Source organism: Nocardioides panacisoli, from assembly GCF_039537325.1.
GTDB lineage: Bacteria > Actinomycetota > Actinomycetes > Propionibacteriales > Nocardioidaceae > Nocardioides > Nocardioides panacisoli.
In genome coordinates, this window is the sequence record NZ_BAABAH010000003.1 from 118,119 (window position 1) to 141,558 (window position 23,440).

The following is a 23,440-nucleotide window of genomic DNA, read 5'->3' on the forward strand; positions in this document are numbered from 1 at the left end:
GAGCCGTCTCGAAACCCGTGAGTCCTGCGGCAACGAGGGCCTCAGGCCGGCGGCGCAGATTTCCCAAGGGATGCAGGAGAACCCGCGCTTCCCACGGCGTACAACCATGGGGAGGCGCGGGTTTTCCTGCATCCCTTGGGGAACCTGCAGGGTCTCAGGTCACTGCACGTCGGTCGAGATGTCCATGTCGATCGTCGTCTTGGTGTCCAGGGTCTGGCCGCCGACGGTGACGGTCGAGGTGCCGCCGCCGCTGAGCGAGCCGGAGGTGGCGGCGAACGAGGCCAGCGTGCCCTCGTAGGAGCCGCTGATCGAGGTGGTCCCGCTGACGCCGGCGCCGCTGGAGGTGCCCTTGATCTGCTGGTCGATCTTCACCGAGATCGCGTAGTCGTCGCCGTCGATCGAGTCGAGGGTGTACGTCGCCGTCTGGTCGGTGTCGACGCCGGCGACGCCGAGCTGGGTCTCGACCTGCCACGTGGCGCCCTGGCCCACCGGCTCGTCCGGGAACGGCACGGCCACCTGCGAGGTCTGCCCGGCGAGCTGGTCGATCGTCGACGACAGCTCCGGCGGCGCGTCGGCAGGGAGGTGGAAGTCGGTCGAGGTCACGGCGCCGGACGGCGTGAGCTCGATGGTGCCGCTGAGACCCTCGATCGACTTGAAGGCCTGGTCGACCTGGTCCTGCGCGTCGCCGCCGGCGCTTGCCGGCAGGTGCGCCTCGATGTCCTTGAACTCGAAGCTCGCCGTGATCTTGTCGTCGCTGACGTCCTCCACCGTGGTCACGTAGGTCGCGGTGAGCGGGATCTTCACGGTGCTCGCGCCGCCGCCGAGGCTGGTGCCGATCCTCATGTCCAGGGTCGAGGTCTCGACCTGGCCCTCGGGCACGTCGAGGAGCAGCTGCTCCTTGGGGTCGCTGCCCGCGTCGAGCACCGTGACCTGCGGAGCGCCGGCCGACGAGCCGCCACCGGCGTCGGTCGGCGCCGAGCTGCTCGTCGCGGCCGACGAGGTCGCCGAGGACGACGCGTCGCTGCTCGACGAGGAGGAGTCCCCGGCGGAGCTGGAGTCGTCGTTGTTGCAGGCCGCGAGCGCGACGAGGGCGAGCGCCGTGACCGCGGCGGCGGCCAGGGTGCGGACGGGGCGGGTGGACACCGGAGGACCTCCAGGATCGTGGAGCAGCGGACGTCCTGACCATCCCACACCCCTGCTCACGGCAAACGCTCAGCACCCGCGTGGCAGGCTGGGTCGCATGGCGCTGCACGTGGTCCTGGCGGGCGGGAGCGGGTTCCTCGGCTCGCACCTCCGCACCGAGCTGCTCGACCGCGGTCACCGGGTGACGTCGCTCGTACGCCGAGCTGCCGGCGAGAGCGAGTCGCGGTGGGACCCGGCGGCCGGCACCGTCGACCGGGACCTGGTCGGCAGTGCCGACGTGGTCGTGAACCTGGCCGGCTCCCCCACGCTCGGCAACCCGCACTCGAAGAAGTGGGCCCGTGAGCTGCGCGAGAGCCGGGTGTCCACCACCCGGGTCCTGGCCGAGGCCGTCGCGGCCGCGCCGCACCCGCCGGCGTACCTGGCCGGCAACGCCGTCGGCTGGTACGGCGACCACGGCGACGCCGTGCTCGACGAGACGGCGGACACGCGCGGTCACACGCTGATGACGTCGGTCTGCCGCGACTGGCAGGCCGCCACCACGTCGGCCACCGAGGCAGGAGGGCGGGTCTGCCTGCTCCGCACCGCACCGGTGATGGACGGGTCGAACGCGCCGCTGCGCCAGCTGCGGCTGCTGTTCCTGGCCGGCCTCGGCGGCCGGGTCGGCAGCGGGCGGCAGTGGATGCCGATGGTCTCGCTGCGCGACTGGGTCGGGGCCGTGGCGTTCCTCGCCGAGCACCCCTCCGCGAGCGGACCCGTGAACATCTCCGCGCCGCGTCCGGCGACCAACCAGGACCTGACCAAGACCCTCGCCGCGGCGGTCAGGCGGCCGGCCCTGATCCCCGTCCCGGCTCCGCTCGTCAAGGTCGCCGCCGGCCCGATCAGCCCGGAGGCGCTCGGCTCGGTCCGGGTCGTCCCGGCCGCCCTGCTCCAGCTGGGCTACGAGTTCTCCGACCCCGGCGTCGCCGACATCGTCGCGACCGGCCTCGGTCAGCGCGTCAGGTCGTAGACGGCGCCGAGCCGCCACCGGCCCGCCGTACGCCGGAACTCCAGGCGGCGGGTGCTCGCGCGGTCGTGCGGCAGCGGCCAGGTGCGGCCGCTGCGGTCGACAGCGACGGGGTCCGCGAGCCGGTCGGTCACGACGAGGACGAACCGCCGCGGAGCCCGGGAGCGGAGACGTACGTCGAGCACCTGCATCGACATGCCGCGCACGCGGAGCCCCCGGGCGCACCAGCGCCGCAGCATCGCCACGTCGCGGGCTCCCGCCTCCGAGCCGACCGTGTAGAGAGCACGGAGCGCGGCGGTGTCACCGGTCCGCCACGCAGCGGCCCGGTCCCGGTCCCAGTCGCGGAGCACGGTCAGCGACGCCAGCGCGGCGACGACCGACGTGCCGGGCGGGATCGCCGCGGGGCCCGCCGGGCCCGACCCTGGACCGGCAGCCGCGGGCTCCCGGGTGCCGGCGGCGGCATGAACGGCGACCGCGGCCGCGACCAGCGCCACGGTCGCCAGCACGGCGAGCGTGACGGCGATCGTGCGGCGGGAGGCCCGATCCCCCGCGCGGCCCGTGCGGCCCATGGGGATGGTCTACCCCGGCCCGGCCACCTCCGCACCCGGCTCTCCACAGGGCTGGCCCTGGCTCGATCGCATAGGCTCGTGCCGTGCTGTTCCGCGAGGCCGGCCTGGGCGCCGATGCGATGGACTACCGGGCTGCCTGGGACCTCCAGCGCGAGCTCCACGCCCAGGTCGTGGAGGGCACCGCGCCCGAGACCGTGCTGCTCCTCGAGCACCCGCCGGTCTTCACCGCCGGACGGCGCACCGAACCGCACCAGCGGCCGGCCGACCCCGGCGGCGCTCCGGTCATCGACGTCGACCGGGGCGGGCTGATCACGTTCCACGGTCCCGGCCAGCTCGTCGGCTACCCCATCGTGCGGCTCCCCGACCACGTCAAGGTCGTCGACTACGTCCGGCGGATCGAGGAGGCGCTGATCTCCGTGTGCCGCGACCTCGGTGTCACCTCCGCCCGCGTTCCCGGCCGCAGCGGCGTCTGGCTGCGCGCCGACGACCGCGGGCCGGAGCGCAAGATCGCCGCGATCGGCATCCGCGTCCGCCGCAACGTCGCCATGCACGGGTTCGCGCTCAACTGTGATGTCGACCTGCGCTGGTACGACCGCTTCGTGCCGTGCGGGATCGACGACGCCGGGGTGACCTCGCTGAGCAAGGAGCTCGGCCGTGACGTCACCGTCGCCGAGGTGCTGCCGTCGGTGCAGGCGCACCTGAGCGAGCTGCTCGCGTGGGAGCCGTACGCCGCCACGCCGGACTACGAGCCGCGCCCGGAGCCCGGCCGGGCCCCGCGCATCCCGCTGCTGACGCCCAGCGCGGGCTGATCCTCAGGAGCGGTCGGCGAGCTCGGTGAGCTTGGCGACGTAGGCCGCGAAGTCGACGTCCGGCACGTTGTCGCCGGGAGCGCGGTCACCCACGGCCCCGTCGAGCTGCTCGCGGAGGATGTCGGCGTGCCCGGCGTGCCGCGCCAGGTCCGCGATGACGTGGACCAGGACCCGTCCGAGGGTGACGTCGCCGCGGTCGCCCCACCACGGGACCCGGCCCGGCGCCTCCAGCGGCAGGGAGGCGATCGTCTCGTCGCAGAAGGCCTGCACCTCCCGGTAGGTGTCCAGGATCCCGGCGACGGTCTCGTCGGCTGTGGCGTACCAGTCGGCCTGCGGGTCGCTGTCGTAGGCCTCGTCGGGCACCAGTGCGCTCGGGTCGTCGAGCGTGCGGCCGAAGGTCGGCCCGAAGTAGCCGTACTCGACGTTCATGCAGTGCTTGACGATCCCGATCAGGTTCGTGCCGGTCGGCGTGCGGGGCAGCCGCGCGTCGCGCTCGGAGAGCCCGTCGACCTTCAGCAGCAGCGCGCTGCGCTGCTCGGCGAGGTAGCGGCCCAGCGCCTCCTTGGTGTCCATGGCGGCTAGTCCACCACCGAGCACCCCCAGCGGATCGCCGCTTCCAGCCAACCTTTCGGCCCCGTCGATCGTCACGTCTGCGTGACCACTGACCTGGTGATCGAGACCAGCGGGCTCCGCAAGGAGTTCCGCAACCGGCGGGGCGGGACGCGGGTCGCCGTGCAGGACCTGGATCTCGCGGTCCCGGCCGGCGGCGTCCACGGCTTCCTCGGCCCGAACGGCTCGGGCAAGACGACCACGATCAGGATGCTGCTCGGGCTGGCACGGGCGACGAGCGGGTCGATGCGGCTCTTCGGCGCCGAGGTGCCCCGCGCGCTGCCCGAGGTGATCGGACGGGTCGGCGCCGTGGTCGAGTCGCCCAAGTTCGTGCCCAACTTCTCCGGGCGCCGGAACCTGCAGCTGCTCGCAGGCACGATCGGCGTACCCGACGCCCGGGTCGACGCGGTCCTCGAGACGGTCAGCCTGGAGGGCCGCGAGGGCGACCGCTACAAGGGCTACTCGCTCGGGATGAAGCAGCGGCTGGCCATCGCCGCGACCCTGCTCAAGGAGCCGGACCTGCTGATCCTCGACGAGCCGACCAACGGGCTCGACCCGGCCGGCATCAGGGAGATCCGGGAGACGATCCGCGGGCTCGGCGAGTCCGGTGTCACGGTGCTGCTGAGCTCGCACATCCTCGCGGAGGTCCAGCAGGTCTGCACCTCCGCGACGATCATCGGCAACGGCCGGCTGCTGGCGTCCGGAACGGTCGACGAGCTGCTCGGCAGCAGCACGACCTACCGCGTCGTCGTGCCCGACCGCGCCGCCGCGACGGCGGTGCTCAACCGTGCCCGGCTGCCGGTGCAGGCGGTGGACGGCGCCCTCCACGTCGAGGCGGACAACCCCGCGCTGATCACCTCGGAGCTCGGCCAGTCGGGGATCTGGCTCAGCGAGCTGGCCCCGGTCCGCGCCGACCTGGAGAGCTACTTCCTGGAGCTGACGGCCGGCGAGTCCCTCGGCGCGCACGCCGAGGAGGTGGCGTCGTGACGCGGCTGCTGCGGGTCGAGGCGATCCGGTTCCTCTCCCGGCGCGCGGTGCTGGTGCTGCTCGCCCTGGCAATCGTGATCCCGGTCGTGATCGGCTTCGCCACCGTCCGCAACACCGCACCCCCGGGCGCCGACGAGCTTGCACAGGCGAAGGAGCAGATCCAGCAGACGCTCGACGACTGCGCCCAGCACCCCCGGCGGTACGGCATCAAGGACGCCGCCGACCCGGCGGCCACCTGCGAGAAGAGGATGCACCTGCGCGTCGAGGACTACGCCTGGTACGAGCCGCTCAGCCTGGGCGACGAGCGCAAGAACGGCTCCGGCGTCGCGGTCGTGGTGCTCCTCGGGATCCTGATGCTGCTGGCCGGCGCGACGTTCGCCGGCTACGACTGGGCGAGCGGGTCGATGAGCAACCAGCTGCTGTTCGAGACCCGTCGGTTGCGCATCTGGGCCGCGAAGGCGGTGGTGGTCACGGCAGCAGCGGCAGTCGTCTCGGCCGTGGTGCTGGCGGCGTACTGGCTGGTGCTGGCGCGAGTCGCCGACCACCGCGACATCACGACGCCACCCGGCGTGCTGTCCAGCTGCCTGCAGTCGGGCTGGCGCGGTGCGGCGGTGATCGGCGGGGCCGCGCTCGGCGGCTACGCGTTGACCATGCTGTTCCGGAGCACCGTCGCGTCGCTCGGCATCCTGCTCGCCGTCGTCGCCGCCGGCGGTGTGGTGCTCGCCGCCGTCGGGATCGAGTCCGCCTGGAACCCGGGCCTCAACCTCCTCGCGGTCGTGCTGGACGGCACGACGTACTACAAGGACGTCCCGTGCGAGGGCGGGGGCGGCACCTGCAGCACGCAGGTGCCGCTGTCGCTCCTGCACGGCCTGGTCTTCACCGGCACCCTGCTGGTGCTCGCCGTCGGAGGCTCGCTGACCTCCTTCCGGACGCGGGACGTCCCCTAGGCCCGAGTAGGCTGGGCGGGTGACAGCCCCCGCCGTACCAGCACCCGACGGGCGCAAGCTCCTGCGCCTGGAGATCCGCAATTCCGAGACCCCGATCGAGCGCAAACCGGAGTGGATCAAGACCCGGGCGAAGATGGGGCCGGAGTACACCGCGCTGCACAAGCTGGTGAAGTCCGAGGGCCTGCACACGGTCTGCCAGGAGGCGGGCTGCCCCAACATCTTCGAGTGCTGGGAGGACCGCGAGGCGACCTTCCTCATCGGCGGCGACCAGTGCACCCGGCGCTGCGACTTCTGCCAGATCGACACCGGTCGGCCGCAGCCGCTGGACCGTGACGAGCCGCGGCGCGTGGCGGAGTCGGTGCAGACGATGGGCCTGCGCTACGCGACCATCACCGGCGTCGCGCGCGACGACCTCGAGGACGGCGGAGCCTGGCTCTACGCCGAGACGGTGCGGGCCATCCACGAGCTCAACCCCGACACCGGGGTGGAGAACCTAATTCCCGACTTCAACGGCAGGCCCGAGCTGCTGCGCGAGGTGTTCGAGTCGCGGCCGGAGGTGCTCGCGCACAACGTCGAGACGGTGCCGCGGATCTTCAAGCGGATCCGGCCGGCGTTCCGCTACGAGCGCTCGCTCGACGTGCTCACCCAGGCGCGTGCCTTCGGGCTGGTGACCAAGTCGAACCTGATCCTCGGCATGGGCGAGACCCGCGAGGAGGTCTCGCAGGCCCTGCAGGACCTCTACGACGCCGGCTGCGAGCTGGTCACGATCACCCAGTACCTGCGCCCGACCGTGCGGCACCACCCGGTCGAGCGGTGGGTGAAGCCGGAGGAGTTCGTCGAGCTGCGCGAGGAGGCCGAGGACATCGGCTTCGCCGGCGTGCTGTCCGGACCCCTCGTCCGTTCGTCCTACCGCGCCGGTCGGTTGTACCGTCAGGCGGTCGAATCTCGTGAGTCACAGGAAGAGATGCAGGGCAGCCACGCATGAGCAGCACTCCGCTTGACCCGTCGAAGATGAGCCGACGGCAGCAGATCGTCGAGACCTTCAAGATGTCCCGGCAGGTCGACCCTGCCATCGGGTGGTGGATGCTGGGCGCCTTCGTGGCGTTCGGGGCGCTCGGGTTCGCGCTCTTCTTCTGGCTGCTGCCCGGAGAGGGCACGTTCTCGCTGGTGATGTCGATCATCGGCGCGCTGCTCATCGGGTTCCTGGCGATGATGATCGTGTTCTCGCGGCGCGCGCAGAAGGCTGCCTACGCTCGCATGGAGGGCCAGCTCGGCGCCGCTGCGCGGACCCTGTCGATGCTGCGCCGTGGGTGGAGCGTCGAGGAGATGGTCGCCTTCAACAAGCAGCAGGACCTCGTGCACCGGGTGGTCGGTCCTCCGGGCATCGTGCTGGTCGGCGAGGGCAACCCCAACCGGCTCAAGCCGCTGCTGACCAGCGAGCACAAGAAGCACGAGCGGGTCGCCGCGGAGTACCCCGTCCACGAGGTGATCGTCGGTGACGGCGAGGGCCAGGTGCCGCTGCGCAAGCTGGTGCGCCACATCCAGAAGCTCGGCCGCCAGGTGAAGCCCGCCGAGCTCACCGAGATCATGCAGCGGCTGAAGGCCCTCGACGCGAGTCGGCCGAAGATCCCGATGCCCAGGGGCCCGGTGCCGACCAGTATGAAGGGGATGCGCCAGAACCTGCGCGGACGGTGAGCCGCGGCACATAGCTGTCGTCGGCGGCGCGGCGCGCCTGTCGCACGAGGCGGCGCCGGTCCGCCGCCCGCAGCCGGTCGGTGATCTGCTCGTGGGCCATCCGGGCGGCGAGGTGGTTCGACATCTGAGGCTCCTGGGTCGGGTCCCGGGTGTTTCCCGGTGACTCCAACCCTCGTCCTAAGGCCTGCCCGGGACATCGGGCAGATGCCTCATTTTGGAGTCGCGCGGATACCTACCTGGCTCGCTGGGACCTAGGTACCTCAGGCGCCGCCGCGGAGGCTCTGCAGCGTCGAGAAGGTGATGGTCGCCGTACCGGCGAAGAGGTCGTGGAGACCCCGGCCGTCCGGCCTGAACACCAACGGCGGGATGACGAGAGCCACCAGGATCTGCCGGCCGAGGATCCGGACCGGGTTGATCCGGCGCAGCGGCCCGGTCGCCGGCACGACGCACAGGCCGGTGAAGAGCTTGCCCAGCGAGCCGCCGCCGAGCCAGGTCATCGCGGTGGTCTCCATCAGCCAGACGGTCAGCACCCACCACCGGGCGGACGGGTCGTCCAGGTAGCCGTCGATGCCCATGACCGCGATCACACCGACCGCCGAGAGGACCCCGTCGAGCACGAACGCGAGGACGCGGCGTCCCCAGGACGCGGTCTCGAAGGACAGCGCACCGGCAGGCACGGACGACGTATCAGGCACCGGACAAGGCTAATCAGGCCGCCGCCTCGACGTACTGTCGGCCTGCTCGCGAACCTTGTTACATCGCGGAAACAATCCGGTCATGGTCGGGAAACTGGTCGTTCGGTAGGTTGCGAGGAGCGGGTACGGCGCAGCGCGGCGCCTGTCGATCCGCACGCTCACAGACATCGGGAACCGTCCCGGCACGTGGCTGAGGGGTGGACTCAGCCGAGGAGGAACGAATGTTCAACAACAGCGAAGAGCTGCTCAAGTTCATCGCCGACGAGGGCGTCGAGATGGTCGACGTGCGCTTCTGCGACCTGCCCGGCATCATGCAGCACTTCACCGTGCCCGTGTCGTCCTTCGACCAGTCGGTGTTCGACGACGGCCTCGGCTTCGACGGCTCGTCGATCCGCGGCTTCCAGGCCATCAACGAGTCGGACATGTCGCTGTTCCCCGACCCGACGACGGCGTACCTCGACCCGTTCCGGAAGTCGAAGACGCTGAACATCAACTTCTTCATCCACGACCCGATCACCGGCGAGGCCTACTCGCGCGACCCGCGCAACATCGCCAAGAAGGCGCTCGCCTACCTCGCCACGACCGGCATCGCGGACACCGCGTTCTTCGCCCCCGAGGCCGAGTTCTACATCTTCGACTCGGTCCGCTACTCCACCAGCGAGAACGCCGGCTACTACCACATCGACTCCGTCGAGGGCTGGTGGAACTCCGGCGCCGAGGACGACAACCGCGGCTACAAGACCCGCTACAAGGGCGGCTACTTCCCCGTCGAGCCCTACGACCACTACAGCGACCTGCGCGCCGACATGGTCAAGAACCTCGAGGCGGTCGGGCTGCAGGTCGAGCGCGCCCACCACGAGGTCGGTACGGCCGGCCAGGCGGAGATCAACTACAAGTTCGACACCCTGCTCAAGGCCGCCGACGATGTCATGAAGTTCAAGTACATCATCAAGAACACGGCCTGGACCGAGGGCAAGTCGGTCACCTTCATGCCGAAGCCGATCTACGGCGACAACGGCTCGGGCATGCACGTGCACCAGTCCCTGTGGAAGGGCGGCGACCCGCTCTTCTACGACGAGACCGGCTACGGCGGCCTCTCCGACCTGGCCCGCTGGTACATCGGCGGCATCCTCAAGCACGCCCCGGCCGTGCTGGCGTTCACCAACCCGACGGTGAACTCCTACCACCGCCTGGTGCCGGGCTTCGAGGCCCCGATCTCGCTGGTGTACTCCTCGCGGAACCGCTCCGCCTCGGTCCGGATCCCGATCACGGGCACCAACCCGAAGGCCAAGCGGATCGAGACGCGGTTCCCCGACCCGTCGGCGAACCCCTACCTCGCGTTCTCCGCGCTGATGCTCGCCGGCCTCGACGGCATCCAGAACAAGATCGAGCCGGCCGCGCCGATCGACAAGGACATCTACGAGCTCCCGCCGGACGAGATGGCCGAGATCGACCAGGTCCCCACCTCGCTCGGCGCTGTGCTCGACGCCCTCGAGGCCGACCACGACTTCCTCACCGCGGGGAACGTGTTCACGCCGGACCTGATCGAGACCTGGATCGACTACAAGCGGACCTCCGAGATCGCGCCCGTGCAGCTGCGCCCGCACCCGCACGAGTTCGAGCTCTACTACGACATCTAGGCCGGAAGTGGCCTCTGACCTGCGGAAACGCGTTTCGGAGACCTCGTCAGTCCGCAGATAGTCCGCAAGACGGCCCGTCGAGCAGTCCGCTCGGCGGGCCGTTTCGGCTCTACTCGGCCGCCGACGCGAGCGCCTCGGCGCGCTCGGCGAACACCTCGTCGATCGCCGTGCGGGTGCTGTCGTCGGCATCCGGCCACAGGTGGCTGTAGGTGTCCAGCGTCGTCTTGGCGCTCGCGTGACGCAGCCGCGTCTGCACCACCTTCACGTCGGCGCCCTTGGCGATCAGCATGGACGCGAAGTAGTGCCGCAGGTCGTGGAAGCGGAACTCCGGCGGGAGGCCCGGCACCTTCTTCCTGGCCGAGCGGATCGCGCGCTCGAGCGTCCAGGGCGCGAGCGGCTGGCCGAGCTCGTTGACCAGCAACGCCCCGGGGCCGCGTCGCCGCGTCATCCTCGTCGAGCGGGACGAACCGCTCGCAGTGGCGCGCGAGCTCGAGCGTGAGCTGCCGGCCCACTGGGATTGACGTCTGGGAGACGTCGGTCTTCAGCGGCTCGCCCGGGTACTGCACGGTCGGCGAAACGACTCCGCGCATGAAGTCGACGTCCTCGACGCGCAGGCCGCACGCCTCGGCGAGCCGGAGGCCGGCGAAGGCCCCGAGGAGCGCCGCCGCGCGCAGGTGCTCGGGCATCGCGTCGTGGAGCGCCCACATCTGGTCGGTCGTGCAGACGTACGGCCGCTGCTTGCCCTGCTTCGGCGAAGTCCGCCGAGAGCACGGTGACCGAGGAACCAGTCCGTCATGGACGGCGTCAGCAAACAGCTGAGCGAGTCGGGGTGCAGGGCGTAGATGTAGGAGTCCGCGAGGCCCTCGGCGGCGAGCTGGGCGCACCAGGTGCGGACATGCGAGGGCCGCACGGCGTTGAGCTGCATGTGGCCGAAGGTGGCGCGGATCCGGGCGATGTGGACCTCGGCCTGGCGGACGGTGCTCTTCCGCTTGCCGCGGTAGCCCTCGAGCCAGGTGTCGCACCACTCCCCCACGGTGACCCGGGCCTGACGCGGTGAGACGTGCGTGCCGGCCACAAGCTTCGCGGTCTGCTCGTCGAGCCACCGCTGGGCGTCGACCTTCCGGTCGAAGTGCCCGGCGTACTCCTTACCGGTGCCGTCTCGATACCGAGCTCGCCACTGACCGTTGTCACGCTTCGCGATCGACGCCATCGCCGTTCACGTCCTCTCCCTGTCCGCACAGCGCCTCGAGGTCGCCATCCATCTCTGCTTGATTGCGGCCCGCCTCGATCCTGTGGCGCCGCTGAAGCCGCACGTCCTCTTGGTCGCGCTTCATGCGACGAAGCTCGTCGAGCCGCCGGCGGTGGGCATCTCGCTCCTCCGCCCAGAACGCCGCCGCGTACTCGGCATTGTCGAGACCGATCTGCTCGCGCTCGATCTGCTCGTCCAAGTCACCCGGGTGCGGTGCCATGAGCTCGTAGAGGTCGAGGTCTAGGACCATCGCGAACGCCAGCGCCTCATTCAGCCTGACTCGCCGCTCCCCCTTCTCGATCCGAGTCACCGCGGTGCCATCGAGCTGCACGTGAATCATCTGGAGCTGCTCGGCGACCTTGACCTGTGACCAGCCGAGGAACTCGCGGCGCTCGCGAACCCTTCGGGCGAAGGTTCCCTCTGGCATCAGGTCACCGTTGGCACTGATTGGAGACCGTTGGTTGCTCTGCATATTTCGCAGCGTACTGCGATTCCAGTTGCCTGTCACTAGTTTCGGGATTACTGTGCGAATCACAGTTGACTGTGAGGAGTGCAGGATGGAGCGAGATCCACTCAGAACGATCGACCAGGCGGCGGAGCAGCTCTGCACTCCGGAGGCCACCCTCCGGTTCTGGCGACACAAGGGCATCGGCCCGCGATCCGCGAAGCTCGGCCGCCGCATCGTCTACCGCCAGAGCGACCTGGACGCCTTCGTCGAGGCGCAGTTCGAGGCCGCGAAGAAGGACAGAGACGGCCGGCCGACGCCCGCGGCATGACTCGAACACCGGCGGCGGGCCGCACCCCTCACCTCCTTGGGGCCCGTGACCGGCACACGCACCGCGGCACCTACCGCGGTTCACACGTGCACAGCCAAGGAGGTCCTCGCGTGCTCACCCACGCCAGACAGCGCGACAGGCGCACACCGACCCGGGTGCGGTTCAACCCACACTGGCCCGACGTCGATCGCCTCATCTTCGACATGGCGCTCGCCGCCGCCAGGCCCGGCGACACCATCGTCCTCAACGTCGGTCGGCATCACGTCCTGTTGCTCGACCACCTCTGGCTCGATCTCATGCCGCTCTCCCCCGGCATCCGCGACGCGATCGCGCGCGGCGTGCACGTCCTCTTCGTCGGCCAGCCGGAGACCTGCGCGACCTGGTGGCGAAGCTTCTACGACCTCAAGGCTCACGATGCGACGTGACCCCGACCCCGCACCGCGCCCCTCGAGCGGACTGACGCCGGCGGACTCAGCCGAGCTCACCGCGGCCTGGCGCGCCGAGATCGCCGAGTACTGGACCGAACGCCGGCGACTCCTCCGTGAGCGCATCGAGCAGATCCCCGGATGGGCCGTGCTTGAGCTCGCCGTCGACGTCCTCGACGACGGGATCCTCGAGACCGCACCCATCTACTGGGAGAAGCGCGCCGAGGTCTTCGACGCCCTGAAGCCGGCCCTGACCGCGGCCGAGGCCGAGGACTGCCCCGGTCTCGTCGAGGACTGGCTGCTGGGCGACGAGCGGGCCCAGGCGTGCCGCAACCGTGCCGCCCTCGAGCGGATGGACTTCGACCTCCACACCGAGGTCACGCGGGTGCACGACGAGTTCTGGCAAGCGATCGACCCCGCCGGCGACTACCGCAACCAGCTCGACCGGCATCGCCACGAAGCACCGGAGGCAGCGTGACCAGCCAACCCCGATCAGCCACCCGCCGGGCGCCGACCGACGTCGTGGGGCTCGCGCCGACCGGCACCCACCTCGCGCGACTCGCAGCCGACGGCCGCCTCCAGCGGTGGACCGTCCGCGCCTGGTCCGTAGACGGCCGCCCCATGATCTACACCCCACAGGTCGGCCGCCTCCTGCCCGTCGACGTCGGCGACCGCGAACTCCACGACCCCGACCTAGACGACCAGTACCTCGGCTGCCAAGGCTGCATCGCACTCCAGCGCCGCGCCAGGAACACCCTGCGGGTGGTCGAATGAGCACCGACCCGGCAGTCGAGGCCTACCTCCGCGGCGACCCCAACATCGGACCTGGCGACGTCTTCCCCGACCTCGACGACTACGACCTCGCCGACGTCGACCTCGACCAGGCCAGCCCCGAGCTGCTCGCCCGCGTCGCACTCAGACGCCACCGGCTCCTCGACCGCGACGCGCTCGACCACATGCCGCCTCCCGAGCCACTCATCGAAGGTGTCCTCGGCCGCCGCGGCCTGGCGATGAAAGCCGGATCCCGCGGCCTCGGCAAGACGCTGACCGCACTCGACTGGGCCGGCCACGTCGCCACCGGACTCCCCAGCTGGTACGGCCACCAGGTCGCCGTCCACGGCCCCGTCCTCTTCATCGCCCTCGAGGGATTCCACGGCATCCCCGAACGCGTCCGGGCCTGGGAGATCCACCACGGCCGCCGCATGACCAACGTCCACTGGTGGCCCGACCCCATCGACCTACGACTCCGCCGCGACGCCAAGATGATCGGCTCCGTCGCCCGCCACCTCGGCGCCGTCCTCCTCATCGGGGACTCCGTCCGAGCCACCGGCGCCGGCAAGGAAGACACCGCCGACATGGGCGCCTACGTCACCGGCCTGGAGACCATCCGCACCATCTACGACGGCCTCACCCTCGTCCTCCACAACAGCGGCTGGGACGGCACCCGCGAACGCGGATCAACACTGCTCCCCGACGCCTGCGACACCACCCTCCTCCTCCAAGGCGACCCCGAGGGGATCCGCACCCTCAAGCTGAAGTGGCCCCGTCTGCCCGGACGGTCGGGGTGTGGTGGTTGTGATCATGCTGCGGTCTCGGTCTGGGGTCCAGCAGGGCCGGTGAGGGCGTGCTGGGTCTCGTAGTCGGCGGGGCTGAGGTAGCCCAGGATGGAGTGCCGGCGGGTGGGGTTGTAGAAGCCTTCGATGAAGCTGAAGATCGCATTGGCCAGGCCCTCACGGGTCGGCCAGGTCGACCGGTCGAGCAGCTCGGTCTGCAGGGTCGCGAAGAAGCTCTCGGCCACAGAATTGTCGAAGCAGTCGCCGATGGTTCCCATCGATCCGAGCAGCCCGGCCTCGCGGAGCCGGTGCCCGAAGACCCAGCTGGTGTAGACGCTGCCGTGGTCGCTGTGATGGACCGCGCCCGGCTCGGGACGACGGTGCCACAGGGCCATCTGTAGGGCGTCGACGACCAGCTCGGAGCGGATGTGGTCCGCGATCGACCAGCCCACCACCCGGCGGCTGAAGCAGTCCAGGACCACCGCGAGATAGACCCATCCCTCGCTGGTGCGGTGCTGGGTGACGTCTGCGACGTAGAGCCGGTCCGGGGCATCGGGGGTGAAGTTCCGCTCCACCAGATCCGCTGATGGCGTGGCGGCATGGTCACGGCGGGTACAGCCCCGTAGCCGGCGACGGTGCACGCCTTGCAGACCGGTGTGGCGCATCAGCCGCTCGACCCGACCGTGGCTGACCTCCAGCCGCCGGCCCATCGTCAGTTCGGCGTGGACCCGCCGATGGCCGTAGGTGCCGTAGGAGGCGGCGTGGACCTCGTGGATCGCGGCCATCAGGTAGGCCTGCTCGAGGTCTCGCTCGCTGGGGCGGCGCCGCAGCCATTCGTAGTAGCCCGACGTCGAGACGCCCAGGACCCGGCAGGTCACCGCGACGGGAACCCCGTCGGCGGCCAGTTCGCAGACCACCGGGAACACTATTTTGGGAGGACGTTCTCCCGGGCGAAGTAGGCAGCCGAGCGCTTGAGGATCTCGATCTCCATCTCCTTCACGCGCAGCTCCCGACGCAGCCGCACCAGCTCGGCGCGCTCATCGCTGGTCAGGCCCTCGGACTTGCCGTCATCGATGTCGGCCTGCTTCATCCAGCGCCGCAGACCGGACTCGGCGATCCCGAGGTCCTTGGCGATCTGAGCGATCGGCTTCTCACGCAGACGGGCGAGCTCCACGGCTCGACGACGGAACTCAGGACTCTTCGGTGCCGGCATAACGGACTCCTCTCGGGCGACCATCGTCGCCTCACTCAAGGTGTCCGGGCTACCGGGGCCACTTCAGAATCCACTCCCGATGACCCGACCACAGCCGTCCCAGTATCGACACACCAGGACCCAACACACGGTACGACCGCGGTGGGTCTGGGGCGGCCTACTCCTCGCACTCATCGGGGCTGGAACGCTCGGCCTCGGCCTAGCCCTCCTGTCGTGGACGTTCAGCATCCTCGGCGCGGGGCTTCTGCTTCTCGGCGCAGCCGCCAGCCTGCGAGGTGGCGTCCTCTACGACGCCGTCCCCACCCTCGCCGTTCGCCGCGAGCTCCGCCAGGTCCTCGAAGGTGACGTCCACCAAGGGATCGCCCCCGGCGAAACAGTGCCAGCCCCGGCCGCGCGGCGTGACGCCATCGCAACGAACCGATCCACGCGCGCACTCGAGCATTCGGCAACGCACCCCAGCGACGTGCACTGGGCACCCGTCGCAGGATGGGTCCTCCTCCTCCTGACCACCGTGCTGACCGTGTCCCAATGGGAGCTTGTCGCGCCCACCGCCACCGGCCGAGACAATAGTTTTCGGGACACAGCCCTCAGCATCGCACTGGGACTAGGGGGCATGCGCATAGCACTCTCGCCGGGGCGACACCTGATCACCACAAGCATTACCGGCCTCGCCGGGACCGCGCTGATCCTCACTGGTCTACTTGCCGAACACGACCACCAAGGCCTCGCCGTAGTCGAAGTAGCCAGCGGCTGCCTCGCCGTCCTCTGCTCCCTCACCGCCGCGGTATCGCCCTCTACCAGGTCACCACAGCCGAACCAGGCTCAGACCGATCATCCCGGCCCGAGACCATGACCCGGCCCGGACCCCGAGCCCCGCTCGATGGGACTGGCACCAATGGGGTCTGCTGCACGGATAGGTGACATCTGATCTGCGTCGATGTGTGTCGGCGCTGGAAGGATGTGCACCATGCCGAAGGCGTTTCCCAAGGAGTTCCGCGCCGACGTGATCCGGGTCTATCGCGAGTCGGACTCCTCGATGGCCCAGGTCGCGAAGGACTTCGGCATCTCGCCGTCGTGTCTGAAGCGGTGGCTGGCGATCGACGAGCACGACTCTGCGTCCAAGTCGAGTGGCTCGAGCTCGGGCAGCGAGTCCGCAGAGCTGCGTGAGGCGAACAAGCGGATCAAGCTGCTCGAGCAGGAGAACGAGGTCCTCCGCCGCGCCGCCGCCTACCTGTCCCAGGCCCATCTGCCGGGAAAATGATGTACCCGCTCGTCCGCGAGCTGGCCAGCGACGGGATCCCCGTCACGGTGACGTGCCGGGTGCTCAAGATCGCTCGCCAGCCCTACTACCGCTGGCTCGCGAACCCGGTCACCGACGCCGAACTGGCCACTGCCTACCGGGCCAACGCGTTGTTCGACGCCCACCGCGAGGACCCAGAGTTCGGCTACCGGTTCCTGGTCGATGAGGCCCGCGACGCCGGCGAGCCGATGGCCGAGCGCACCGCGTGGAAGATCTGCTCCGAACTGGGCTGGTGGTCAGCGTTCGGGAAGAAGCGCGGCCGCAACCACAAGTTGCCCGGTCCACCGGTCCACGACGACCTGGTGATGCGGGACTTCACCGCCGAAGCGCCGAACACCCTGTGGCTCAGCGACATCACCGAGCACTGGACCCGCGAGGGCAAGCTGTATCTCTGCGCGATCAAGGACGTCTACTCCAACCGGATCGTCGGCTACTCCATCGACTCACGGATGAAGTCACGCATCGCAGTCACGGCACTCGACAACGCCGTCGCCCGCCGCGCCGCCGACGGCGCAGATGTGGCCGGCTGCCTGCTGCACACCGACCGCGGCTCGCAGTTCAGATCCAGGAAACTGGTCCACCAGCTCAACCGCCACCAGATGGTCGGGTCCATGGGACGGGTCGGCGCGGCCGGCGACAACGCCGCCATGGAGTCGTTCTTCTCGTTGCTGCAGAAGAACGTCCTGGACCGGCGCGTCTGGAACACCCGCGAGGAGCTGCGGATCGCGATCGTCACCTGGATCGAAAGGACGTATCACCGACGTCGTCGGCAGGCCGCTCTCGGACGGTTGACCCCGGTCGAATACGAGTTGATCATGAAGCCCGCCGCCACCCAGGCGGCCTAACCGAAGCTGTCACCCGTTCGTGCAGCAGACCCATGTGGCCTCCACCAGACCCAGGGCGGTTCAAACAAGCTGTGAGTCGCCGATGCCGCCGTTCCTGTCGAGCACCCGGACACCTGGTGAGCGCGTGAAGCCGTCGCGGCAATCCCACCCCGCGCGGGGTGGTTTCACGGCTCAGCTCACCGAGGCGACCTGGGTCGCGAGGATCGTCGCAGTCGCGATGCCCATGCCGTTGCTCGTCCGGCACGCCAGGTCGACCGCACCGCTAGCGTGGCTGATGGCCCAGATGATCGAGACAGTGGTGTTGGGCGCCGTTGCCGGGATGACGTAGCCGTACCCGACCTGGAACGCGTCCCCGCTGCGCAGCTGGCAGTCCACGCCTCCTTCGGTCTCGGCCGAGAACATGGCGTCCGCCTGGACGAGGTAGCTCCCAGCCGGGAGCGACTTGGACAGGACGACTGTGTAGCGACGGCTGGCAGGCAGGGTTTCGAAGCCGTCGAAGCTGAACGGCCGCGCCGCGTAGTAGACGGGCGCCTGGCTGCCGGGGCCGGCCGGACCCGGGGGGCCGGTCGGCCCCGCGGGTCCTATCGGGCCCGTCGGTCCGGGCACGCCCCGCTGGTTCCAGCTCAGCGGTGTTTCGTAGCTGCGACAGGCGCCGGAGTCGATGACGCGGAGGTCGCCCTTCGAATGCAGGCCTCCGGTGAGACCGTCCGACTTCGCGTAGCAGCCCTGGATGCTGCCATCGCTCGCGGGGATCGACGCGTACGCCGCACTCGAGATGACAAACAAGGACGCGCCAACCAGGGCGGCGCCGACACTCTTGTTTCGCATGGTTCGGTTCCTTTCGTCGGTGCGGGTCAGCTCAGCCGGTTGGCCGCGACCCTGAGCAGGTCCTCGTCGCTGCCCTCGCCCTCCTGGAGGTTGACGACATTGACCATCTGGTCGCCGACGCGGGCGTAGTAGCTGCCGACCTCCTCGAACGCCTGGTCCCCGATGCCGGAAATCTGGCGTGGTTCCACACCGGGTTGCGCCACGTAGCTGCTGGCGGGGAACTGGTTCACGGTGAACTCGTCACCACCGCCGTTCGCCGTCCACGCGTACGTGCATGCGCCGTCCCTCCCAGTCGACGCCGTCACTGTGTACGTCGCCTGGTCGGGGCTGTGCTCGCCGAGAACGCGTGCCACCTCATCGGTGGTGATCAGCCGGCACGCGTCGGGCGTACCGCTGCTCGCTGGTACACCCGTATCCATCACCGGCGGGGCGCCGAGTGCGGGACCGGAGCGGCCCCCACACCCGGACAGTGCCAGCGCGGCGACTCCTCCCACCAGGGCCACCGACGTCAGGCGCCCCGCGACGAGCCGGGGACTCACGACATCCCTCCCGCCGTGGCGAGCGACGACGTCGTCGAGCTGATCTCATCCTGCATGCCCTTCGCGGGGAGGGTCGCCGCCAGCCACGCCATCCCCAGCGCGGTGAGGGACCATGCCACCAAGTCCAGCGCCGGGAGCCCGAGAATGATCGAGGCCAGGTGCAGCGGCTGGGAGACGACGAGCAACCAGGCGACCGGCTTCGGGAGGTGGCCACTGCGCAATGCCAGGACACCGATCAGGACGATCCCGATGATATGGGTAGGGACGAAGAGTCCCGTCGCCACCAACGCGGCCGGGTGCACGCCGTCTGCCAGGTCGGCGACAATGGCTGTCGACAAGCCTTGGTCGGTGCCGACCCAGAGCAGCAGGTCGACCGCGAGCAGGCCGGGCAGGCAGAGGTAGCCGATGACGGCGAGGGTGAACCCCGTCGTCCGCAGCCGACCGGGAGCCATCCGGTCGCGGATCGAGTACAGCCCCGGGACCAGGGTGAGCGCGGCGATCAGGCCGAACCACAGGACCAGGCTCTCGGTGCCGGGGTTCGCGGCGACGTCGACCGCCGCCTCCTTGTTGCCCGAGGCCGTGTAGTACGGAAGCACGAAGCGAAGCAGGGCAACCGCCAGTGGGCCGACCGCCGCAAGTGCGATGAGCGCTGCCTTCCTCATCGTGCCACCCCCAGGTCGGTGCCGGACTCAGGCAGGAACAGCAGGACCAGGGTGGCCACGGTCAGGCCGACCAACGCCCCGGCCGCGAGCCGCAGGGCAAGCGCGACGTTCGCGACCAGGAGGCCAGGAAGTACGCCCAGCGCGGCCAGCACCAGCAGCACGCCCGCGGCCCAGCGAGCGATCGGCGCATCCTGTCGCCAGGAACGCACCAGCAGCGCGATCACCGCAAGCCCGATCGCGGCACCCAAGATGAGCACGGGGAGCGGCGGACCGGCGTCCCTGCTGCCCGTCGGGATCCCGAGAACCGAGAGGTGGATGAGTCCCAACAGAACTCCCAGGAGGTGACCGGCACGTCGACGGCTGCTCAAATACGGCGCGGGCTGTTTCGCGGTGGATGTCGTGGTTGTCACCGGTTCTCCTCGTGTGGTGTGCGGGACGATTTCAGCGGGTCGGGAGGTGCAGGGCGTCGGCGAGCGCCGATCGAGTCGGGCCGGGAGTTCTCGGCCGCCAGCCCTCGCCGAGGAGCTCGCGCACGCGCGGCTCCGCGGCATCGAGGACATCCGGGCCGGCCCCCATGCCGAGGTACATGCCGACATACGGGCGCAGGCTCTCGTCGACCTCCGCAGCCGCGCAGATGACATCCGACGGAATCCGCTCAGCCAGGTCGATGTCCCGACCGTCGAAACGCTCGAGCAAGGTCCGGTCCCATCGGACGTGGTCGAGGTACCACGGGCGCAGGTGCTGCTCGGCCCAGGAGTCGAGGGCCAACGACGCATCGTCCAGGTCCTGCTCCGGATCGTCAAGCGACGCCAGGAGGTGGCGGACCTGCGGGATCAGCAGGGCCAGGTTGCGCCCGGCAGCCGGGTTGGTCGTCAGCACCGCGTCCCCGACGAAGACCAACCCGGTGGCCGGAGGCAGCCCGAGAGCCGGGCCTTGCAACCGGTAGGTGTTCGTCAGGTGGCCGCCTACCAGCACGTCGGTCACCGGCTCGAACACGTCGGGGTCAGTCCAATTCCTCAGGTTGGGGATGAGATGCGAAGCCGTCGCGAAGCCGCCCTCCGTGCGCAGCGCCCCGAAGGCCGGGTCGTGCGATGGGTACGCGATGACCACCGAGTGTGTCTCTGCGTCGCCGCCGATCACCACGCTCACGTAACCGGGACCGGTCTGGAACGACGGGAAACCGCTGTACGCCAGGCAGGCCGGCCGCGCTCGGTAGACCCGGGTCACGTAGGAGAAGCCGCACGGGCCGCCCTCGACCGGGCCGCGGAGCTCCTCGCCGACGTGGCTGTTGCGACCGGTGGCCACGACGACGAGGTCGGCCGGCAGGAGATCACCGTCGACGACGATCCCCGTCGCCCGGCCGCCGGCGACCTCGACCCGGTCGACGTGCCCGGTCCACCAGCTCAGACCCAGCTGGTCGGCGGCGCACCGGCGCAGCACCCGCTCGAGGACGGGCCTGCGGCAGGCGAGCGCCTCGATGCCCGGCACACCCGGGAGCTGCTCCAACCGGGCGCCTGCCGTCAGCAGTGCGTCAAGGACGTCCGGCATCTCCGCCCGAAGAGCCTCGAGCATCTGGGGACGCCAGCCGTGTGCGTGCTCGAACTGCATCACCCCGACGCGCTGCCACACTGCGCCCACCGGCCCTGGGTCGCGGTCGACGACCGTGACCTCGTGCCCGCGCCGCGCCATCGCGATCGCCGTGTAGACACCGACCGGCCCTCCGCCGCCCACCACAACCTTCATCGCCCACTCCTCGTCCGCCGTCGTTGATGCGAACGTAGGAGGCGTGCCGGCATCGGCACGTGTGGAGAACTGTGCAGATCGATGTGCAGATCTGCCCCGAGGGCGTCGGCCCTGAGCCGGGCTGAGTCAGACCAGGTTCTCGTCGTAGGCGAAGGCCGTGGCGGCCGCCCGCGAGGAGACGCCGACCTTCACGAAGATGTTCGCGACGTGCCGGGCCACGGTCTTCTCCGAGAGGACGAGCTGGGTAGCGATCTCCCGGTTGCTCGCCCCGGTGGCCACCATCCGCAGCACCTCGACCTCGCGCGGCGTGAGGCCGGCCGGGACGCTCCTCCGCGGCTGGACACCGTCGAGGACGGCGAGGTCAGGCTGCGCGCCGAGCGTGGTGAACACCACTCGGGCGGCCGCACGTTCCAGCTCGGCCGTCTCCAGGTCTCCGACGTCCTGGCACGCGCGCGCCAGGAGCAAACGACACCGGGCGGCGTCGTAGGGCGCATCGAGCTGTGCCCAGTCGGTCAGTGCGGCTCGCAGTCCGCCGAGCGCGTCGACGCTCTTGCCCTGCGCGATCGCCAGCGCGCCCGACCACGTGGCCGCCATCGCCCGTGCGTACACCGAGTCGATACTTACCGCCGCCTCCTCGAGTTCAAGCACCGCGTCCTCGGCCGCACCCAGGTCGCCGACCGCGAGCGCCACCTCGACCAGGGCAGGCAGCAGACGGACCCGCAGGAACGGCACCCCGGTCTCCCCCAGCGCGCGCCGGAGCGAGAGCAAGGCCGACTCACCCTTGCCCTGGGCCAGTCGCAGCAGCGCCAGACCGGGCTGCGGGTCGTGGCCCGCCGCCAACGCGTCCCGGTAGCCCAGCTCGGCGCGCCGGTCGTCGCCGCGGACGCGATACAACTCGGCGCGCTGGTACAGCGCCATGCCCCGGGCGATGTCCCGCTCCCGCCGGCCGTCGTCGCCGAGCACCCGCTCGGCCTCGGCGATTGCCTCATCCCAGCGACCACGGACCTGGAGCACCTCCGAGCGGTGCACGAGACACTGCCCGCGGTAGGGCATCAAGTCCGACTGCGTGTCGCACCACCGGCTCAGCACCTCGGTCCATTCCGCCCCGCGCCCGAGATCGAGGCTGCCCCGGCAGATCGAGATGACCGCGCAGTAGACCTGACCGACGGCCTGAGGACTGGCGGCGGTCGACGTCCCGAGCACCATCACCTCATCTAGCTCCTGCATCCCCTCGGCCCTGCGCCCAAGGGACAGAAGTGCCTGACCGTGACCGCTTGCGGCCAGCAACCTCAGGTCCACGTCGTCGTGCCGTCCGGCAACCTGGAGCGCGCGGTCCAGGAGGCCCAGGCTCTCCTCGGCGCGGCCGGACAAGAGAGCCACCATGCCAAGGTTAAGGGCCTCGTAGCCGCTCCACCGAGAGGTCCCGAAGGCCGCGCCCGCGACCTGGCGCATGATCCCGAACCAACCACGGCCCCGTGCAGGCTCCCCGCGCATCACCAAGGACAGACCGAGCCAGAATGCGGTGCGCGCGGCGCCCTCCGGGTCCCCCTTGGCCACGTAGGCCTGGTGGGCCCGCTCGCGAATCGCGTCCGCCTCGTCGTCCTGCCCGGTCAGGAACGCCGCCAGACCCCAGGATTCCAGGTCCCGGGGCGGCAGGTCGGAACAAGCACGGTACGCCTCACGGGCCTCGGCCCATGCACGGCGGCCGGTCGCCTCGCGGGCCCGCGCCGGACCAGGGTCGCCGCTCACGGCAGCATCCTCCCCGATCGGATCCTGCTTCGCCACGCGCCCCGGCCAGCTCGGTCATGCCTGGCGACTACGTCAGCGGCGAGTGAGGATGCCTTCCGCGATCAGCGGAGTCGCGAATGATGTCTCGGCCTGCGGCTGCCACGCGCCGAACCGTCTCGTCTAGGGATCGGCCACTGGGACGATCCCATCCATCTAGAGAACGGCCGATTTCTAGTCGCGTCTAGGCCGGGAGCTCCGCCCTGAGGGCCCCCGAATAGGGGTAGCCTGTTACAACTCCGGTACAACCAGCCGGTCAACCTCGACGTTTGCGCAGGTCAACGTGGGTCAGTCAGCCAGTACTACGACCTGTAGTCACTTCTCGCGTAGAGCTCGAACTCGGACGATCAGCGAAGACAGGCCGCAGGCGGAGGCGCCGCGATCGGAGACGGGTTCGCGGTCGGGCGAGCTGTGACTTGCGGATA

Annotated in this window: 29 protein-coding genes; 13 read left to right on the forward strand and 16 right to left on the reverse strand. The window is 70.1% G+C overall.

Annotation, left to right across the window (positions count from 1 at the left end):
- Nucleotides 1-159: 159 nt before the first annotated feature.
- Nucleotides 160-1,143 (reverse strand): DUF6263 family protein, encoded by a 984-nt coding sequence (locus ABD709_RS05910; RefSeq protein ID WP_344773286.1) that lies wholly within the window; start codon nucleotides 1,141-1,143, stop codon nucleotides 160-162.
- Nucleotides 1,144-1,240: 97 nt separating this feature from the next.
- On the opposite strand from ABD709_RS05910, the gene ABD709_RS05915 reads away from it, so the two are divergent.
- Nucleotides 1,241-2,149, forward strand: a complete 909-nt coding sequence (locus ABD709_RS05915) for a TIGR01777 family oxidoreductase (RefSeq protein WP_344773288.1) — start codon at nucleotides 1,241-1,243, stop codon at nucleotides 2,147-2,149.
- On the opposite strand, the gene ABD709_RS05920 is transcribed toward ABD709_RS05915, so the two are convergent.
- Complete coding sequence (locus ABD709_RS05920) at nucleotides 2,131-2,715, reverse strand: hypothetical protein (RefSeq protein ID WP_344773290.1); 585 nt, start codon at nucleotides 2,713-2,715, stop codon at nucleotides 2,131-2,133. The genes ABD709_RS05915 and ABD709_RS05920 overlap by 19 nt on opposite strands.
- A gap of 83 nt (nucleotides 2,716-2,798) precedes the next feature.
- On the opposite strand from ABD709_RS05920, the gene lipB reads away from it, so the two are divergent.
- Nucleotides 2,799-3,524: a lipoyl(octanoyl) transferase LipB gene (gene lipB / locus ABD709_RS05925; protein WP_344773292.1), complete on the forward strand. Its 726-nt coding sequence runs from the start codon at nucleotides 2,799-2,801 to the stop codon at nucleotides 3,522-3,524.
- A 3-nt stretch (nucleotides 3,525-3,527) separates the two neighbouring features.
- On the opposite strand, the gene ABD709_RS05930 is transcribed toward lipB, so the two are convergent.
- On the reverse strand, nucleotides 3,528-4,097 hold the full coding sequence (locus tag ABD709_RS05930; protein WP_344773294.1) for a DinB family protein: 570 nt from the start codon (nucleotides 4,095-4,097) through the stop codon (nucleotides 3,528-3,530).
- An 81-nt stretch (nucleotides 4,098-4,178) separates the two neighbouring features.
- On the opposite strand from ABD709_RS05930, the gene ABD709_RS05935 reads away from it, so the two are divergent.
- Genes ABD709_RS05935 through ABD709_RS05950 form a run of 4 tightly spaced genes read left to right on the forward strand, consistent with a single transcriptional unit; the run spans nucleotide 4,179 to nucleotide 7,762 of the window.
- Complete coding sequence (locus ABD709_RS05935; RefSeq protein WP_344773296.1) at nucleotides 4,179-5,120, forward strand: ABC transporter ATP-binding protein; 942 nt, start codon at nucleotides 4,179-4,181, stop codon at nucleotides 5,118-5,120.
- A complete protein-coding gene (locus tag ABD709_RS05940; protein ID WP_344773298.1) occupies nucleotides 5,117-6,067 on the forward strand; it encodes an ABC transporter permease subunit in 951 nt (316 codons plus the stop codon). The genes ABD709_RS05935 and ABD709_RS05940 overlap by 4 nt, the downstream gene beginning before the upstream one ends.
- Before the next feature lie 19 nt (nucleotides 6,068-6,086).
- Nucleotides 6,087-7,052 (forward strand): lipoyl synthase, encoded by a 966-nt coding sequence (lipA, locus tag ABD709_RS05945; RefSeq protein ID WP_344773300.1) that lies wholly within the window; start codon nucleotides 6,087-6,089, stop codon nucleotides 7,050-7,052.
- 26 nt (nucleotides 7,053-7,078) lie between these two features.
- The gene (locus ABD709_RS05950; protein ID WP_344773302.1) at nucleotides 7,079-7,762 is read left to right on the forward strand and encodes a DUF4191 domain-containing protein; all 684 of its coding nucleotides are present in this window, start codon (nucleotides 7,079-7,081) and stop codon (nucleotides 7,760-7,762) included.
- Nucleotides 7,763-8,022: 260 nt separating this feature from the next.
- On the opposite strand, the gene ABD709_RS05955 is transcribed toward ABD709_RS05950, so the two are convergent.
- Nucleotides 8,023-8,457 (reverse strand): RDD family protein, encoded by a 435-nt coding sequence (locus ABD709_RS05955; protein ID WP_344773304.1) that lies wholly within the window; start codon nucleotides 8,455-8,457, stop codon nucleotides 8,023-8,025.
- A gap of 221 nt (nucleotides 8,458-8,678) precedes the next feature.
- Between ABD709_RS05955 and glnA the strand changes: the two genes are divergently transcribed.
- On the forward strand, nucleotides 8,679-10,097 hold the full coding sequence (glnA, locus tag ABD709_RS05960; protein WP_344773306.1) for a type I glutamate--ammonia ligase: 1,419 nt from the start codon (nucleotides 8,679-8,681) through the stop codon (nucleotides 10,095-10,097).
- 109 nt (nucleotides 10,098-10,206) lie between these two features.
- Here the strand turns inward: glnA and ABD709_RS05965 are convergent, their stop codons facing one another.
- The 3 genes from ABD709_RS05965 to ABD709_RS05975 all read right to left on the reverse strand — a co-directional run bounded on the left by ABD709_RS05965 (nucleotide 10,207) and on the right by ABD709_RS05975 (nucleotide 11,818).
- Nucleotides 10,207-10,545: a tyrosine-type recombinase/integrase gene (locus ABD709_RS05965; protein WP_344773308.1), complete on the reverse strand. Its 339-nt coding sequence runs from the start codon at nucleotides 10,543-10,545 to the stop codon at nucleotides 10,207-10,209.
- A 93-nt stretch (nucleotides 10,546-10,638) separates the two neighbouring features.
- On the reverse strand, nucleotides 10,639-11,307 hold the full coding sequence (locus tag ABD709_RS05970) for a tyrosine-type recombinase/integrase (protein ID WP_344773310.1): 669 nt from the start codon (nucleotides 11,305-11,307) through the stop codon (nucleotides 10,639-10,641).
- Nucleotides 11,285-11,818: a helix-turn-helix domain-containing protein gene (locus ABD709_RS05975; RefSeq protein ID WP_344773312.1), complete on the reverse strand. Its 534-nt coding sequence runs from the start codon at nucleotides 11,816-11,818 to the stop codon at nucleotides 11,285-11,287. The genes ABD709_RS05970 and ABD709_RS05975 overlap by 23 nt, the downstream gene beginning before the upstream one ends.
- Before the next feature lie 85 nt (nucleotides 11,819-11,903).
- Between ABD709_RS05975 and ABD709_RS05980 the strand changes: the two genes are divergently transcribed.
- From ABD709_RS05980 to ABD709_RS06000, 5 genes are all read left to right on the forward strand, one after another.
- On the forward strand, nucleotides 11,904-12,122 hold the full coding sequence (locus tag ABD709_RS05980) for a helix-turn-helix transcriptional regulator (RefSeq protein WP_344773313.1): 219 nt from the start codon (nucleotides 11,904-11,906) through the stop codon (nucleotides 12,120-12,122).
- Between the two features lie 110 nt (nucleotides 12,123-12,232).
- Complete coding sequence (locus tag ABD709_RS05985; protein ID WP_344773314.1) at nucleotides 12,233-12,547, forward strand: hypothetical protein; 315 nt, start codon at nucleotides 12,233-12,235, stop codon at nucleotides 12,545-12,547.
- Nucleotides 12,537-13,025, forward strand: coding sequence for a hypothetical protein (locus ABD709_RS05990; RefSeq protein WP_344773315.1), 489 nt, complete (start codon nucleotides 12,537-12,539; stop codon nucleotides 13,023-13,025). Before ABD709_RS05985 ends, ABD709_RS05990 begins: the two co-directional genes overlap by 11 nt.
- Before the next feature lie 143 nt (nucleotides 13,026-13,168).
- Entirely contained in the window at nucleotides 13,169-13,321 is a 153-nt protein-coding gene (locus ABD709_RS05995) for a hypothetical protein (RefSeq protein ID WP_344773316.1), read from the forward strand.
- On the forward strand, nucleotides 13,318-14,187 hold the full coding sequence (locus ABD709_RS06000) for an AAA family ATPase (RefSeq protein ID WP_344773318.1): 870 nt from the start codon (nucleotides 13,318-13,320) through the stop codon (nucleotides 14,185-14,187). Before ABD709_RS05995 ends, ABD709_RS06000 begins: the two co-directional genes overlap by 4 nt.
- Here the strand turns inward: ABD709_RS06000 and ABD709_RS06005 are convergent.
- The 3 genes from ABD709_RS06005 to ABD709_RS06015 all read right to left on the reverse strand — a co-directional run bounded on the left by ABD709_RS06005 (nucleotide 14,127) and on the right by ABD709_RS06015 (nucleotide 15,665).
- Entirely contained in the window at nucleotides 14,127-15,017 is an 891-nt protein-coding gene (locus ABD709_RS06005) for an IS3 family transposase (RefSeq protein WP_344773320.1), read from the reverse strand. The two genes, ABD709_RS06000 and ABD709_RS06005, sit on opposite strands and share 61 nt — an antisense overlap.
- 8 nt (nucleotides 15,018-15,025) lie before the next feature.
- A complete protein-coding gene (locus tag ABD709_RS06010) occupies nucleotides 15,026-15,313 on the reverse strand; it encodes a transposase (protein WP_344773322.1) in 288 nt (95 codons plus the stop codon).
- A gap of 199 nt (nucleotides 15,314-15,512) precedes the next feature.
- Complete coding sequence (locus ABD709_RS06015) at nucleotides 15,513-15,665, reverse strand: hypothetical protein (RefSeq protein WP_344773324.1); 153 nt, start codon at nucleotides 15,663-15,665, stop codon at nucleotides 15,513-15,515.
- A 615-nt stretch (nucleotides 15,666-16,280) separates the two neighbouring features.
- Here ABD709_RS06015 and ABD709_RS06020 point away from each other — a divergent pair.
- Nucleotides 16,281-17,458, forward strand: a protein-coding gene (locus ABD709_RS06020; protein ID WP_344773326.1) for an IS3 family transposase whose coding sequence is annotated in 2 segments (ribosomal slippage) — nucleotides 16,281-16,565 and nucleotides 16,568-17,458 — 1,176 coding nt in all. Because the reading frame shifts where the segments join, the coding sequence is not laid out codon by codon here.
- Nucleotides 17,459-17,629: 171 nt separating this feature from the next.
- On the opposite strand, the gene ABD709_RS06025 is transcribed toward ABD709_RS06020, so the two are convergent.
- The 6 genes from ABD709_RS06025 to ABD709_RS06050 form a co-directional block, all read right to left on the reverse strand.
- The gene (locus ABD709_RS06025) at nucleotides 17,630-18,286 is read right to left on the reverse strand and encodes a hypothetical protein (protein ID WP_344773328.1); all 657 of its coding nucleotides are present in this window, start codon (nucleotides 18,284-18,286) and stop codon (nucleotides 17,630-17,632) included.
- Between the two features lie 26 nt (nucleotides 18,287-18,312).
- Nucleotides 18,313-18,825 carry a hypothetical protein gene (locus tag ABD709_RS06030; protein ID WP_344773330.1) on the reverse strand — a complete coding sequence of 171 codons (513 nt, stop codon included), beginning with the start codon at nucleotides 18,823-18,825 and terminating at the stop codon, nucleotides 18,313-18,315.
- Nucleotides 18,822-19,421 (reverse strand): hypothetical protein, encoded by a 600-nt coding sequence (locus ABD709_RS06035; protein ID WP_344773332.1) that lies wholly within the window; start codon nucleotides 19,419-19,421, stop codon nucleotides 18,822-18,824. Before ABD709_RS06035 ends, ABD709_RS06030 begins: the two co-directional genes overlap by 4 nt.
- A 62-nt stretch (nucleotides 19,422-19,483) precedes the next feature.
- Nucleotides 19,484-19,813, reverse strand: a complete 330-nt coding sequence (locus ABD709_RS06040; protein WP_344773334.1) for a hypothetical protein — start codon at nucleotides 19,811-19,813, stop codon at nucleotides 19,484-19,486.
- Between the two features lie 115 nt (nucleotides 19,814-19,928).
- Nucleotides 19,929-21,230, reverse strand: coding sequence for an FAD-dependent oxidoreductase (locus ABD709_RS06045; RefSeq protein WP_344773336.1), 1,302 nt, complete (start codon nucleotides 21,228-21,230; stop codon nucleotides 19,929-19,931).
- A 126-nt stretch (nucleotides 21,231-21,356) separates the two neighbouring features.
- A complete protein-coding gene (locus tag ABD709_RS06050; protein ID WP_344773338.1) occupies nucleotides 21,357-22,979 on the reverse strand; it encodes a LuxR C-terminal-related transcriptional regulator in 1,623 nt (540 codons plus the stop codon).
- Nucleotides 22,980-23,440: the final 461 nt, after the last annotated feature.